Raw genomic sequence first — 15281 nt, 5'->3', positions numbered from 1 at the left:
TCTTCGTGATATGATACCGTAGATTGGCACTATTGTTAATTACGCGGTCTGAGAGGCTGCCTCTCTCCGCGGAAAGGAACACCTGACTTATGAAACTTCAAACTACCAATCACCAAATGAAAGATCAGCTTGTTGTCGGATTCGCTCTTTTTTCCATGTTCTTTGGCGCGGGAAACATCATCTTCCCGCCCTATCTGGGAATGGGCGCGGGGGAGAGCTGGTTTACCGGTTTTGTATGCTACTATCTGGCAGATATCGGTCTCGCGGTAGCCGCGATTTTCGCCCTGCTGAAACATGGCGGCGATATTTCCTCCGTTACAGGAAGAATTGGAAAAGTTCCCGGCACGCTCATGGTTTCCGCTATGATTTTATGTATCGGACCGTTTATCGCGATTCCCCGAACCGGAGCGACTACTTATGAAATGTTTGTAGTACCCCTTCTTGGCGATGTCGGCTCCCTGATCCCCACCGCGATCTTTTTCGCGATCATCCTGCTGCTGACCATACGGGAATCGGCAGTAATTGATATTCTGGGGAAATTCCTGACCCCCGCGCTTTTTATCGGACTTCTCATTTTGATTATCTGCGGGCTGGTTTCCCCTGTAGGATCAATCTCGGATACAGCGCAGATTGAAAATGTCGTGGTGGAAGGAATCAACGCGGGATACCAGACCATGGATGTTCTGGCCGCCATGATCTTCGGGATTATTATTGTAAAGAATGTAGCGGAAAAAGGATATACCGAAGCACGCATCAAATACAGGGTCGCCCGCAACTCCAGCCTGATTGCCGCTGTCGGACTGCTTGTCATTTACTGCGGACTTACATTTTTAGGAGCTACGGCCTCCACCCTCTATACACTGGATATTAACCGTTCAGAACTGATTCTGAACATTACGCAGGATCTTCTGCAGTATCCCGGGGTTATCATTCTCGGAATTGTTGTCACATTAGCCTGCATTACAACGGCCGTTGCCCTGGTCAGCGCCAGCGCGGATTATTTTGCTGCGCTGTCAAAAGGAAAACTGAGTTACAAGCTGCTGACGGTTCTTATTTGTCTCTTCAGCGCCGCGATCGCGAATTTTGGAATCGATCAGATCGTGCTTCTGGCTCAGCCGATTCTGAACCTGATTTATCCGGGAGCCCTCATGCTGATCCTACTGGCGTTTTTCTCCTCCCATCTTTCGGATTACGCCGTCCGCGGCACGGTTCTCGGCGCCATGGTTGGCAGCCTGTGTGAAATCCTTTACGGGTGGCACGTTCCTCTTTCGTTTGTTCCGCGCCTTCCGCTTTCTGAGTTCGGATTCGGCTGGCTGATTTTCGCAGTCGTGTTCGGAATCGCGGGAGCCGTTATCCATCGGCTCAAAAAGACCTCCAGTCCCGCCCGCTGAAAACAGCGGGCTTTTATTATTCCCGCATTTTCCGCATCCTATGAAGAACAGGATGATCTTGACAGCGGATACCCCTATCGGTATAATAAGCATATACCCCTATAGGTATATATTCACTATGTTGAACTTCTTCATGGGACAAATAGAAAGGATGGTTTAAGATTTCATGGAAAAGCTGGAAGAATTTTTAGAATGGGGCGGCACAAAAAAAGACATTACGTTTTTAATTCTCGGCGGCATTTCGCTGATTTTCAGTATCTTTGATCTGCTCCCCCTCCCTTTTGACGCGGCCTGGGTGGCGATTATTCTCTGCGGCCTGCCGATTATTCTGGAAGCGATAATCGGCCTTGTAACCGCCTTTGACATTAAAGCGGATGTGCTGGTCTCCATTGCCCTGGTTGCTTCCGTTATCATTGGCGAAGATTTCGCTGCCGGTGAAATCGCCTTCATCATGCAGCTGGGCGCCCTTTTAGAGGATCTGACGGTAGCGAAAGCCCGCGCGGGAATCGAAAAGCTGGTCCATCTGACGCCTCAGACCGCCCGTCTCGTAAAAGACGGACAGGAACAGATTGTCCCCGCGGAGCAGATTCGCGTAGGCGATGTGCTCCGTGTGCTTCCCGGAGAAACCATTCCCGTTGACGGCGAAATTCTTTCCGGTGAGACCTCCATCAATCAGGCGGTTATGACCGGGGAATCCCTCCCTGTCGACAAAACGGCCGGCGATCCGGTATCCAGCGGCACGGTCAATCAGTTCGGCGCCTTTGAGATGAAAGCGACGAAAGTCGGGGAGGACAGTTCGATTCAGCGGATGATCCGTCTTGTTCAATCCGCGGATGCCGGAAAAGCGAAAATCGTAAGTCTCGCAGATCGCTGGGCCACCTGGATCGTTGTAATCGCTTTGAGTGCCGCCGCACTAACCTGGCTGATTTCCGGTGAGATTATCCGCGCTGTAACGATTCTTGTTGTCTTCTGTCCATGCGCTCTGGTGCTCGCTACACCTACGGCCGTTATGGCTGCCATCGGCAACGCCACGAAACACAGTTTTCTCGTGCGGGAAGGAGACGCCCTGGAGAGGCTGGCTTCTGTTTCCAAGATCACCTTCGACAAGACCGGCACCCTGACCTATGGAAAACCGGAAGTCACCGATATTTACTGCTGTTCTTCCGATTATTCCCCACAGCGGCTGTTCCGGTACGCGGCCAGCGTAGAAGCCCTTTCGGAACACCCCCTTGGAAAAGCCATTGTATCCGGCTATCAGAAAGAATACACGGAAAAACCGCCCGCGGCTCAGCAGTTTCAGATGCTTCCCGGACGCGGAGTAAAGGGCCTTGTTGAAGGAATGGAAATTCTGGCCGGAAACAGAGAGATGCTCACGGAGGCGGGCGTTTCCCTGCCTGCCCAAATGATTGACCGGGCAGAGCGGCATCTGGATAACGGCTGCACCGTCATCTATCTGTCTGCCGGCCGTGAGCCTATGGGATTTCTCGCGCTTTCTGATACACTGCGCCAGGACGCGGCCGGTATGATCGCGAAGGTTAAAAATACCGGCGTGGATCCGGTGCTGCTTACAGGTGATCATGGAAATGCCGCCGAAAACATTGCCGGACAGCTGTCCATCGGAGAAGTGCACGCGGAGTGCCTCCCGGAGGACAAACTGAACTGGATTGACGCTTATCAGAAGGAAGATAACAAGGTCTGCATGATCGGGGACGGAATCAATGACGCGCCCGCTCTGAAAAAAGCCTGGGTAGGAATCGCCATGGGCGGCGTTGGCAGCGACATCGCCGTTGACGCGGCAGACATCGCCCTGGTCAACGATGATATCAAAGAGCTGCCCCATTTGATCCGCCTTGCCCGACGGATGATGGTCACGATCAAATGCAACCTGTCCTTTTCCATGGCCCTTAATTTTGTCGCCATCGTTCTCGCCATTACCGGAATTTTAAACCCGGTGGTCGGCGCGCTGGTACACAACGCGGGTTCTGTCCTGGTGATCATCAACTCCTCCCTGCTCTTAAAATGGAAATGGAAGGGTGAGCGGAAATAAATCGTTCTGTCAAAAACACCGCCAGCATTTGCTGCCCGCGGTGTTTTATTCTTCCATATTTTATTGAATCCGCCGGTAAGCGGGGCTGCCGCTCCCATGGGTCACCATAAAGATTCCCCTGGTATCAATCTGGCTCTGAGCCAGAATGGCGAGAACCCGCTGCAGATCCTGGCCGTTTAGATACAGAGCCTGCCCGCAGGACCGCAGAAGCTGTGTCGGAACCCGACGCAGCTGGCTTCCGATCCCCTGCTCCATCAGCTTATCCCTGGCATACATCGCCTTGTAAAACGAAGAAAAGGTCAGAAGATAATCCGGCGCGCTTTGTGGATTGTGCAAAAAAAGGACCTCCTGTCTATGTCTCTATCAGCTTTTTCATCATCTGTATGTACAGTTCTTTGATTGACGCTTTTTTTGCACTGTCCCGAGCTACAATCGGAAACCGCTCCTTTTCCTTTCCATCCTGAAGCACAACCAGTTCCCCCAGCTTCTGTCCCCGCTTTAACGGCAATTTGATATAGCCGTCCATCTCAATCTTTGTTTTGATGCGGTTCTTGTTTCCCTTTTTTACGAGAATCGCCGCGTCATCCTCCATGATCACATCGACTTTGGAAGGGGTTCCCTTTTCGATTTTCAGCGCTTTCTGCACCTGCCCTTTTTCCGCGATTTTCACACTTTCATAATTGGAGAACCCGTAATCCAAGAGCCGTTTTATTTCCGCGAACCGGATATTGGATGTGGTGCATCCCAGGATTACTCCGATCAATCTGGTTCCATCCCTTTCGGCGGCGCCGGACAGGCAGTAGCCCGCGTCCTGGGTAAAGCCGGTTTTAATACCGATGGCTCCCGGATACTGTTTAATCAGTTTGTTGGTATTGGTAAGTCCGAACTCCTTTTCTTTTCCCGGAAGGCCCACTTTAATCGTATCCTGCCATTTTGTAAACCACTGGGCAGTCTCCGGAAAGGCGATCAAAGCCCGGGACATTACTGCTATATCATATGCGCTGGTATAATGATTTGCCACCGGAAGCCCGTTGGTGTTGACAAAATGGCTGTCCTTCATTCCCAGTTCCGCGGCTCTTTTGTTCATCTGTTCTACAAACATTTCCACGCTTCCGGCAAGATGTTCGGCCAGAGCCACACATCCGTCGTTGGCACTTACCATGGCCACGCCTTTCAGAAGTTCCTCCACCGTATGCTGTTCCCCCGGTTCCATATACATCTGGCTGCCTCCCATGGAAGCTGCCCGCTCGGAGATGGTCACCGTATCGCTGAGGCGGATCTTTCCGCTGTCACAGCCTTCTAAAATCAAAAGCATGGTCATCACCTTGGTAACCGACGCGGGAGGAAGCTTTTTATGCGCGTTCTGTGCGAAAAGGACTTCACCGCTCACCGCGTCCATCAGCACCGCGGCTTTCGCCTTTACCTTCATTCCCGTCTCCTTCTCCGATGGTTCCACTCTGGCGTTTACAATGGAAATGCTCCTCTCCTGCGGCTGAAACTGATCAATTCCCATAAATCCGCCAAACAGCAGCGCAGCGATCAGACAGCCGCTGATAATCTTTTTTTTCACACAAAAAACCCCCTTCACCTGCGAATCGCTATTACTAGCATATTCGCGGGTCGGGGGTTTAGCACTAAAAATCCGGCAAATCACACGCTCTTCTTATTCAACAGAAAATCAATCATATTATAATGAACAATTCCATTCCTGCTCATATCCACAATATCATTACTGATTACATATTTGGGGAAATTGTCGTCTATCTTTTCCAGATTGCCAAATTCCCTTGCAACGCAGTCCTCTGTCAATACATACGCCACCTGAATATAAAGTTTCTTTTGCCCTTTGTAGCAGACGAAATCAATCTCCTGTGTATCCAGCTTTCCCACCTTCACATCATACCCTCTGCTCAGCATTTCCAGATACACTACATTTTCAAATAGTTTGTTCGTGTCTATTTGTTCACTTGCTTTATTTATATTGCGAAGCCCAATATCGCCGGCATAATACTTTTCTGTTGATGCCAGGATATTCTTCCCTTTAATGTCATATCGCTCTGCTTTTGATAAAATCATACCCGCCTGCAGCTTGTCAATATAATTCAGTATTGTTTCCACCGTGGTCGCCTGACCGGATGATATCAAAGCCCGGCTGATGGAACGCGCTGAAAATGGGTTCCCGATATTATCCAGCAGAAACTCCAAAAGTTTTCTCAAAAGATTTTCATTGCGGATCGCGTGCCTGGAAAGAATATCTTTCATCACAACCGAATCATAAACATCTTCCAGATAAGTGCGGACCGAATGTGGATCCGGCAGCACCAGGCGCATCGGCAATCCGCCATATTTCAGATACTCCGTAAAAAGCTGTTCCCTGGTATACGTCATCTCATTTTTGTCATAGAATTCCTGAATCTCAGACAGTACAAAAGGGTATACATGGAAGGAAACATATCTTCCGGCCATATTCGTTGCCAGTTCCCCGGACAGCAGTTTGCTGTTAGAGCCTGTTACATAAATATCGCAGTCAAAGTCAATCCGAAAAGAAGCGATCACCGAATGCCACTCTTCCACATGCTGGATCTCATCAAAAAAAAGATATACCCTCCCTTTCGCCTGTTTTACCCGTTCTGTAACATATTGATAAAAGATATCTGCAGCTTCCAGCTCTTTAAAACGTCTGGACTCAAAGTTAATTTCTATTATATTTTCCTTTGATACACCGCGCTCCAAAAGAACATCCCGGATCTGTGAAAGCAGGATGGTCTTTCCACTTCTTCTGAGGCCGATCAAGACCTTAATCAGATCCTGGTCAATGAATGGGCGTATCCGATCCAGATACAAATTTCGTCTTATCATCTCCATACATTTCACGTCCTTTAACCATTTTGTTATTATTATACCTGACGTTTTTATTATAATCAACTTTTTGTCGTTTTATAAGCTTACAATTTTAATTCAAAAAGGCCGGAAATCCTTTCTCAAGATTTCCGGCCTTTTCCTATGGCGCCGTCCCGCTTTTTATTTCACCTTAACACTCTTCACTTTGGAATATGTGCTGACCAGTTTTTTCCCGCCTTCCATTTTCCAGGCGCGCACTTTGTAATAGTAAGTCCCGCCTTTTTTCCTGTATTTTTTAGCGTAGCTCGTCTTGCCCCCTTTGAGGGTCTTTATCTTCTTAAACTTACCGTTTTTCCGGGAAGCCTGATAAATGTCATAGCCCTCCGCGCCGCTTACCTTGCTCCAGGAAAGAACCGCCTTCTTTTTTCCGGCTTTTACACGCAGTACCGGCGTTTTCGGCTTTACCGCCCGGTTTGCCGTGTTCCTGCCCGCGGTTTCCTGTCTTCCGGATGTGTTCTCTGTGGAGAGAATTTCTGACGGGGCTTCTGTCTTCCCGGGGTCTATTTCCGGTTCTGCCGCCTCCGCTGTTTCCAGACGCAGGAAAAGGGCTTCCGCGACATCCGCCCCAATATGTGCCTGCTGGACTTCGGTCAGTCTCTCATAGCCATCGATCAGACCCTTCAGCCTGTTTTTCATAGCAGGCGTCACCTGCTTCAGAGGAAGCTTATGCGCGTTTTCCGTACCGGCAAGCCACCGCGCCGCCACATGGGTATTTTCCAGTTCCTCCGCCTGCAGGTGAAGCTGCTTCCGGGCCTGTTCTGACAGTTTGCCGCGTAATTCCGGAGTTTTAAGGGTGCTGTACTTGTCCAGCCGATCCAGGGACTGCAAAGCTTCTCCTGTTTTTTCCTCAGCGGATTCCGCCTGCACCGCGTCGGACAGAGATACTTCCATCCAGTTCAGCGCTTCCTGGTGCTGCGCGCTCCAGCCTTCGGTCAGTTCTCTAATCCGTTGGCGTTCTGTCTTTATCTTCTCTGCCGCGGATATTGTCCGGGAGAGCGAAGCCTTCATGGCAGCGCTATCTGAACCCATGCCGATAATCGCCTCGCGGCCTTTTTCATACAGCGATTCCAGTGAAGCCCAGTCTTCCGCGGTATAATCCTCGTTCTTATAATCAGCGAATGCCAGATCCATCTGCTCAAGATACGGCTTTCGAGCTTCTTCCGGCTTCAGTTCCCAGGCAGCGTACAGCGTAACGGTCCCGTCTTCCTGCGCGGTCAGATTCCGCACCGAAGCCTGATCCGCGTATACCGCCGCTCCGTCCGGCTTTAAGGCCCACCCGGCAAAATGATACCGTTCTCTTTCAAAGGTGTTCGGTAAAAGCGCCGCGTCCTTTCCATAGACAGCCCGGGTTTCACCCATAGCGTCCCCTTCCGCGTCTTCGCTGTTTTTCTCATAACGGATCCTGTAGCGGACAGGTTCCCACTGGGCGTACAGCGAAATCGTCTCTCCCTGATAGGTTCCTCCCAGATTTTCTACAGACGCCTTATCTCCATAGGAGATTCCGCTGCCGTCCTTCCAGGTATTCCACCCGGCGAAGGTATATCCTCTTTTCGAAAATCGGCTGCCGGAAAGCGTAAAACGTTCTCCATATTGGGCTTTCTGCGGACTCATGGTGCCGCTGCCTCCATTGGCGCTGAACTTCACGGTATAGGAATTGGCGATCCTCTTTGCGTAGATCGTCTGTCCATCTGCCGGAATCCCGTTTTGATCAATCGGGTTCTGATAAGCGTCATCCCGGTACCACTGTACATTGTCATATCCCTTTACCGGATTCTGCCGGAAAAAAGAATCTGCGGAAAGCATCCTTCCGGCAAGATCCGGCAGATAGATCTGCCGCAGATTATTATAGCTGGCAGAAAACCCACTGCCTTCCAGCATCCGGTTGGCGCGCAGATCCAGAGATGTCAGCCGGTTGTCTCCCGCGCTGAGAAATTTCAAGCCGGACAGTCCGGAAACATCCAGATTCGTGAGGCGGTTATCAAAAACTTCCACCAGCTCCAGCTTCGGATTATTGCGGAAATCCAAGGTTTGCAGAAGATTGTTACTTACATGAAGCGCCTTCAGCTCCGGATTTCCCGAAAGATCAAGGGAGGACAGCTTATTCTGCTCACAGTTCAGGGTCCGAAGATCCGGACTGTTTGTCACGTTCAGAACCCGCAGGTCATTGGATTTGCAGAAAACAAATTCCAGTTCTTCATTTTCCGACAGATCCAGTTCATCCAGTCTGTGGCCTGATACACTCAGGTTCTTCAGGGAAGTGAAATATTCAATTCCCGCAAGGGAACCCGCCCGCGCGTTAGAATCGGCGGAAAAGGAAATTTCCGTGATTCCCGCGATTTCTTCTTCCGTCAGGATTCCATCGCTTCCCGCGCCGTCCAGATTCTTTTCATCCAGCACCCAGCCTCGGAACGCCGGGTCCGGAAAGGTCTGTTCCGTTACGGGAATCTCCCCGGATTCCGCCGCCGCGCAGGCAGCCGGAAGAAAGGCGTATACCATCAGTACCGCCGCAATTAACAGACAGCCCTTCTTTAATCTTGTTACGTTCATTCTTTTCCTCCTGTTTTCAAAAGCATATGAGTGTATATGCCCTGAAAACCTGAGTTCAAACGAACCTTTTTCTTCCAGTCTGAAAAGTAGCCATTTCTTATATCTGTATAGGATCCGAATCGGGTAATTTATGGAAAAACCGAACAACAAAAGGCAAAGAGATGAAAAAAGCCGCAATATCCGCAGCCGTCTGAGCCAGCTCGACTCCGGCAAGTCCTATAAACTCAGGCAGTATCAGAATCGTCGGAATGAAAAGGATTCCGCTTCTCAGAGCGGCAAGGAAGCTGGCGGTTCCGCTCTTCCCAATACTCTGAAAGAGCATATTGGAGCATAAGGAAAGAGGTAGAAAAAATAAAGCAATCAACTGAGCCCTCAGTGCCGCGGTGCCGATCATAATTACCTGCGGATCCTCTCTGAAGAACCCGATGAGCGCGGATGACAGAAAAAGTCCAATCAGCGCAATGCAGCCCAACAGTACTTCCGCCGCTCCCAGAGTAAAGAAAAAGGCGCTCCGCACCCGATGGTACTGCTTCGCTCCATAGTTAAAAGCGGATACCGGCTGAAATCCCTGTCCGATTCCGATCCCCACCGAAAAGATCAGATTGCAGATCCGGTTCACAATAGCCATGGCGGCAACCGCCGCGTCCCCGTAAACGCCGGCCTGTCCGTTCAGCATCATCGTGGAAATGCTGGCCAGCCCCTGGCGCACCAGGCTTGGAAAACCGGTCTGCAAAATCCACAGAAGGTCTCCTTTTTCTCTGGAAATACAGCGCGGAGAAAACCGGCTCGCCGTCCGTCCGGTCAAAAACATAGCGAGCAGAATCAGAAAACTGACCATCTGAGAGACAGCCGTGGAAATACCCGCTCCTTCTACCCCCATGCCAACCTTCACCACCAGCAGCCAGTCGCCGAAAATATTCAGGATCCCGCCGATTCCCAGTCCGATCATCGCCAGGGCGGCTTTTCCTTCATAGCGCAGAATATTATTCATTACAAAGCTTGTTACCATCAGCGGAGCCGCCAGGAGAATGAAAATCCCGTAGTCCTTCGCGAAAGGCAGGATCGTGTCTGTACTCCCTAACAGGCGCATCAGTGGTTCCACAAAAATCAAGCCGAAAATCGCGAATAAAATGCCAACTGCCAGAGAATAGAAAAAACTGGTCGACGCAAACCGAGAGGCACTCTCCCGATCTTTTTCTCCCAGTTTTCTGGAAATGATACTTCCGGCTCCATGTCCAAACATGAATCCAATCGCCTGTATAATCGCCATCAGTCCGAATACAACTCCTACCGCGCCGCTGGCGCTGGTTCCCAGCTTGCTGACAAAGTAGGTATCCGCCATATTGTAAATGTTTGTCACCAGCATGCTGACAGTCGTTGGAATCCCCAGGGTAACCACAAGCCTGGGGATTGGCGTCTGTGTCATTTTAAGATATTGTTTTGAAGCGTCTTTATCCAACTCAATTCGCCTCCTGAAGTCTGATATCCTCTTCCTTGATCTTCCGGTTCAGCTTTTTCATTTCCGGAATAATAAAGAGAGCGACGATCAGCGCGGAAGTGGAATCCGCAATCGGAGCGGAAAACAGAATTCCGTTTAATCCCATAAACAGCGGCAGGATCAGAATCAGCGGAATCAGCAGAAGCAGCTGACGCAGCATGGATAAAATGGATGCTTTCAGCGGCTGTCCGGTTGACTGGAAATAGTTCGTGGATACGATCTGGAACCCCGCGCAGAAAATGCAGAACAGATAAATCCGGAGACACTTAATCGCGAAATCCGTAAATTCCGCGCTCTCACCTCCGAAAATAGAAATAATCTGTGACGGGAAAATCTGACACGCCAGCCAGCCGACAAAGATTGAGCCAGTGGCTAAAAGCACGGCATAAGTGTATGTAGTACGAATTCGTCTGTATTTTTCCGCCCCCCGGTTAAATCCCAGGATCGGCTGCGCCCCAATTCCTACCCCTATCGCGAAGGAGGCGATAATCATAGCGATTTTCATAACAATTCCCATGGCGCTCAGCGCCACATCGCCTGTAATCTCGCTCTGATCTCCGTAATAAACCAGCGATCGATTCATTACGATTTGCATAATACAGGCAACGCATGAAGTTATCCCCGAAGAAATACCCAGGGTAAGAAACCGCCGTATCAGTTTCGCGTCCGGTTTCATCAGTTTTTTCTTCAGCCTCATATGCTGCGGGGTTTTGGCGTCTTTCACAAAATACCTGGTCAGTATAATCGCTGAAATGATCTGGGAAGTTACGGTGGCGATAGCGGATCCGCGAACACCCCAGTCGAAAATAAAGATATAGATCGGATTCAAAATGGTATTTAAAATCGCGCCGATCAGCATGCCGTACATGGACATTCTCGGATTTCCGTCTGTTCTCGCGAGATTTGACAAGGCGATGGCCAGCATATTAAAAGGCGACCCCAGTAAAACGATCGATGTATAATCCATCGCGTAAGGCATGACATTTTCCGTAGCGCCGAACAGCACCAGAATCGGCTCCAGAAAAATCAACCCGATGATAACAATGATGACGCTTATTACAATGGAAAACATAAACGCATTGTTCAGTGTCTTTTCAGCCAGATGTTCTTTCTTCTCTCCCAGTTTTATAGCCGCGAAAGCGCTGCTCCCGGCTCCAATCAGTGTTCCGAAAGCGAGCAGAATCGTCATAAGCGGAAAAGCTACCGTTGTGGCCGCGTTCCCCAGATATCCGACCCCCTGGCCGATAAAAATCTGGTCTACGATATTGTAGATGGAATTAATCAGACAGGAAATCGTCGCCGGAACGGAAAATTTAATAAGCAGGTTCCAGATCGGCTGATATCCCAGCGGATTTTCTATCTTTTGATTCATAGGCTTCTGATTCGCTAATGTTTGTTCGGAATTACTCAATTTTATGCTCCCCCTTTTCTATACGCTTTTTTTCACTGAGTTTTTCCAAGGTATGGCAGGACTGCTCTGCCATTGACTTAAAAATTTTGTAGATTTCATCTTCTGATATCGCAAGTTCTTCGATTAGAGCTTCCCGCCAGAACTTTCTTACATTGTACGTCTTTTCTACCACCGGCTTTGCCTTCTCAGTAGCAAAAAGGTGCCGAATCCTCCGATCGGTCTCATCGATCCGCACTTCAACATAGCCGAGCTCCTCCAGCTTTCGAACCGCCTTTGTCACAGTCGCTTTATCAAACTGCCCCAGCTTTGCCAGATCGTACATTGTAATGCCGTTGTTTTCGTAAATATGTACCAGGAAGAACTGTTGTCCTCCTCCAATGTGGTAATCTTCCAGAATTGAATCAAAATACTTTTGGGTATTTCTTTGAATAACGGATATGAACTTCAAAAAAGTCGGCTTTGGCTGACGCAACTCTCCACCTCCTTTTTCTTACGCAGGAATTATGAACTGCCTGCAGATATCTTGCACCGCAACGGCGTTACCGCCGTTGCCGGTTCGACAAAAGTTGACTATTCAACTATTGTCCAAAACGTATTATAGTATCAAAAGGTTGACAAGTCAACTGCCATTGGTGAAGTCTTTAAATTCAGACCATTCAGCTTTTTATCCACGCTAAAACTCTTTCGACACTTTTCAACATGCAAAATGCCCTTTTTTTCAGGGATTCAAAGGTTATCCCCAGGATTTTTAAAATTGTATACAATTTTATCCCCTTGCATCTGTGGATAAACATATTTTTACAAATATTGAAATTTCAATATTTGTATCCACTCTTCAAAATAATTTATCCACAGTTTTTTTCTTTTGTTTCAAAATAGTATGATTTTTACCGGCTCTGTGAAAAAAAAGTTTCAATCCGTTGCAAATACAACGGACTTACCGAACAAAATACGCTACACTAGGAGCATAGCAAGTGAGAATATTGCATGGAGGAAACCATTATGATAAGAAAAATTATTGAAATTAATGAAGAAAAATGTAACGGCTGTGGTCTGTGCGCCCAGGCCTGCCATGAAGGAGCCATCGGCATGGTAAACGGAAAAGCGAAGCTCCTGCGGGATGATTACTGCGACGGTCTGGGAGACTGTCTCCCCGCCTGCCCGACAGGCGCCATCACCTTTGTGGAACGGGAAGCCGCCGCTTACGATGAGGCCGCGGTTCTCGCTAATAAAGAAAAACAGCACTCCCATCCGGCTCCGGCCTTTTCCGGTTGCCCCGGCTCCCAAGTCCGGCAGTTTGCAAAGCACCAGGAAGACTCACCTTCCGCCGCGCCCGCGAAGACACAGTTGAGTCAATGGCCGGTCCAGATTCAGCTGGCTCCTGTTAACGCGCCGTACTTTGATCAGGCGAATCTGCTGATCGCCGCAGACTGCTGCGCCTACGCTTATGGAGATTTTCACAATCAGTTTATGAAAAACAAGATCACTCTCATCGGCTGTCCGAAGCTGGATCCGATTGACTACACAGAAAAGCTGACTGAGATTATAAAGCAGAATGAAATAAAAAGCGTCACTGTTGCCCGTATGGAGGTTCCCTGCTGCGGCGGAATCGAAGCGGCGGTAAAAAACGCCCTTCAGGCAAGCGGGAAATTTCTGCCCTGGCAGGTGGTGACCATCTCTACCGACGGGCGAATTCTGGATTAATTGATTTCAGATGCCGCAAGCTTTAGACGTATTTTCTCTCCGCGGGCCTGTGGACGATCCCCTGGGCCTGCGGAGGGCAAAGGTATACACGAAACGGTAAAACACAAAAATTACGTAGAAAAATGATTGATTTCAAGTGGTTTTCGCGGATTTTTTCCCGGGAAATCCCCTCTGGAAGAAACATTTTCTACGTAATTTTTTGTTTTCCATCCCCGGTGTGCACCGATTGTATACGCAATCTATACATTGTTGCGCTTTATGCCCCAACCGACGCCGCGGACTGCCTGTTCTTAAAACTCTTTTCGCTTCATAATCCCCACGCTGCATGCGAAGGAAAGCAACAGACAGAGAATGGAGAAAGCAAGACCTGCCGCGCAGATTCCGCCCAGGCTGATGTGTTCCATGAATGCCTCGATCCGCTCCATCAGACCGGCAGACTTTGCCGCCGCGGCCACCGCCCCCACCACAGCCGCAAACAGGATCAGGATTACAATTTTTCCCTTCTGTCCGCCGAACTTCAGCTGTATGGGAATCATCCCCGCCTGCAGCAGATAAACAAGACACAATGACGCGGCGCAAAGGGACCACCAGAAATCCCCGTTCTGTTCAAAAGGTCCGGACGTTGCCAGAATTACCACCACGGAAAAGATCCAGCCCGCGGTTCCGGTGACGATGCCGAACAGATATTTTTCCGCTGCATAAGCGCTTCTGGAAAATGGCATTGTGAGAAGAAAAGCACAATTATTGTCCATTTCATCATAACTGATGGTATTCAGGACCAGCACACCGGAAAGCACCGTCACATAACTGAGAATAAATCCGGTACTTTCCCCGCCGCCCCAGATTCCCATAATCACGACCACAAACAACATAATCAGAATCAGGATTTTTGATTCCTTCAGCGCGTAAAAATCCTTTTTAAATAATGCCTTCATTTCCCATTCCCCCTGTCAGCATAATCTGGACCTGATCCAGTCCGCACCGCTCCACTACAACCGACGGATAATTTTCCTGATAATACTGTCTTTCTTTTGTCAGACAGCAGTAGCCATAATTCTCTTTTCTCGCGCAGAGAATATAGTCTTTATCCAGATTCGCGTAAGCGCTTTCCTCCATCTTCAGGAGTCCGTATTCACTGAGAATCACATCGGTATCTTCATGAAAAATGAGTTTTCCCTTATGAATCATGTAAACATCGTCGCACAGATTTTCCAGATCTCCAGAAATATGGGAACTGATTAAAATTCCTCTTCCCTCCGTCTCCATATAGGTCCGCAGCATATCCAGAATCTCATCTCTTGCCACCACGTCCAGCCCTGCCGTCGGCTCATCTAAAATCAGCAGCCTGGAATCATGGGAAAGGGCTGACAGCACTTTCAGTTTTGCCTTCATTCCGGTTGAAAACTCTCGAATCTTTTTATCCGCCGGCAGGCCGTATTCCGCGCAGCGCTTAAAAAATTCCTCTTCGCGAAAACTTTTATATGCGGATTTTAAAATAGACGCCGCCTGTTTTACGGTCAGATGTCCTCCGAATCCGCTGTCTGAAAGCACAGCGCCAATATGCTCCCGTTCTTCCGCCCCCGACTGGCTCCGGGATCTTCCGAACACGCGAATCTCCCCGCTGTCCGGGTTTACCAGCCCTAAAATTGTCTTAAACGTTGTGGTTTTTCCCGCTCCGTTCTGTCCGATCAGTCCGGTGACCCGGCCTTCTTCAAGACGCAGGGAACAGGAAAGCGCAAAGCTTCCATATCGCTTTATCACGTTTTTCAGCTCAATCAGCAT

At 49.2% G+C, this 15281-nt stretch carries 12 protein-coding genes; 3 read left to right on the top strand and 9 right to left on the bottom strand.

Going from position 1 to position 15281, the window contains the following annotated elements; all coding sequences use genetic code 11:
* Positions 1 to 89 precede the first annotated feature (89 nt).
* Both brnQ and H9L42_RS01630 read left to right on the top strand, forming a co-directional pair.
* Positions 90 to 1391, top strand: coding sequence for a branched-chain amino acid transport system II carrier protein (gene brnQ, locus H9L42_RS01635; RefSeq protein WP_243235607.1), 1302 nt, complete (start codon positions 90 to 92; stop codon positions 1389 to 1391).
* Positions 1392 to 1557: 166 nt separating this feature from the next.
* On the top strand, positions 1558 to 3438 hold the full coding sequence (locus H9L42_RS01630) for a heavy metal translocating P-type ATPase (protein WP_187301698.1): 1881 nt from the start codon (positions 1558 to 1560) through the stop codon (positions 3436 to 3438).
* A 60-nt stretch (positions 3439 to 3498) separates the two neighbouring features.
* On the opposite strand, the gene H9L42_RS01625 is transcribed toward H9L42_RS01630, so the two are convergent.
* The 7 genes from H9L42_RS01625 to H9L42_RS01595 all read right to left on the bottom strand — a co-directional run bounded on the left by H9L42_RS01625 (position 3499) and on the right by H9L42_RS01595 (position 12267).
* A complete protein-coding gene (locus H9L42_RS01625) occupies positions 3499 to 3774 on the bottom strand; it encodes a putative Se/S carrier protein (protein ID WP_187301697.1) in 276 nt (91 codons plus the stop codon).
* Positions 3775 to 3790: 16 nt separating this feature from the next.
* Complete coding sequence (locus tag H9L42_RS01620; RefSeq protein ID WP_346726257.1) at positions 3791 to 5008, bottom strand: D-alanyl-D-alanine carboxypeptidase family protein; 1218 nt, start codon at positions 5006 to 5008, stop codon at positions 3791 to 3793.
* 80 nt (positions 5009 to 5088) lie between these two features.
* Positions 5089 to 6303, bottom strand: a complete 1215-nt coding sequence (locus H9L42_RS01615; RefSeq protein WP_243235605.1) for an ATP-binding protein — start codon at positions 6301 to 6303, stop codon at positions 5089 to 5091.
* A 156-nt stretch (positions 6304 to 6459) separates the two neighbouring features.
* Complete coding sequence (locus tag H9L42_RS01610; RefSeq protein WP_187301696.1) at positions 6460 to 8886, bottom strand: InlB B-repeat-containing protein; 2427 nt, start codon at positions 8884 to 8886, stop codon at positions 6460 to 6462.
* A 97-nt stretch (positions 8887 to 8983) separates the two neighbouring features.
* Entirely contained in the window at positions 8984 to 10345 is a 1362-nt protein-coding gene (locus H9L42_RS01605) for an MATE family efflux transporter (RefSeq protein WP_346726256.1), read from the bottom strand.
* Position 10346: 1 nt separating this feature from the next.
* On the bottom strand, positions 10347 to 11795 hold the full coding sequence (locus H9L42_RS01600; protein WP_465270632.1) for an MATE family efflux transporter: 1449 nt from the start codon (positions 11793 to 11795) through the stop codon (positions 10347 to 10349).
* Positions 11788 to 12267: a MarR family winged helix-turn-helix transcriptional regulator gene (locus H9L42_RS01595; RefSeq protein ID WP_187301695.1), complete on the bottom strand. Its 480-nt coding sequence runs from the start codon at positions 12265 to 12267 to the stop codon at positions 11788 to 11790. The genes H9L42_RS01600 and H9L42_RS01595 overlap by 8 nt, the downstream gene beginning before the upstream one ends.
* Before the next feature lie 530 nt (positions 12268 to 12797).
* Here H9L42_RS01595 and H9L42_RS01590 point away from each other — a divergent pair.
* A complete protein-coding gene (locus H9L42_RS01590) occupies positions 12798 to 13499 on the top strand; it encodes an ATP-binding protein (protein WP_187301694.1) in 702 nt (233 codons plus the stop codon).
* A gap of 290 nt (positions 13500 to 13789) precedes the next feature.
* On the opposite strand, the gene H9L42_RS01585 is transcribed toward H9L42_RS01590, so the two are convergent.
* Positions 13790 to 14434 carry an ABC-2 transporter permease gene (locus tag H9L42_RS01585; protein WP_187301693.1) on the bottom strand — a complete coding sequence of 215 codons (645 nt, stop codon included), beginning with the start codon at positions 14432 to 14434 and terminating at the stop codon, positions 13790 to 13792.
* Positions 14418 to 15281, bottom strand: coding sequence for an ABC transporter ATP-binding protein (locus tag H9L42_RS01580; protein WP_243235603.1), 864 nt, complete (start codon positions 15279 to 15281; stop codon positions 14418 to 14420). Before H9L42_RS01580 ends, H9L42_RS01585 begins: the two co-directional genes overlap by 17 nt.

This window comes from Zhenpiania hominis (assembly GCF_014333425.1).
GTDB classification, from domain to species: Bacteria; Bacillota; Clostridia; order Peptostreptococcales; family Anaerovoracaceae; genus Hominibacterium; species Hominibacterium hominis.
Note: the sequence above shows the minus strand (reverse complement) of the source record. Positions and strands in the feature narration are given on the sequence as shown.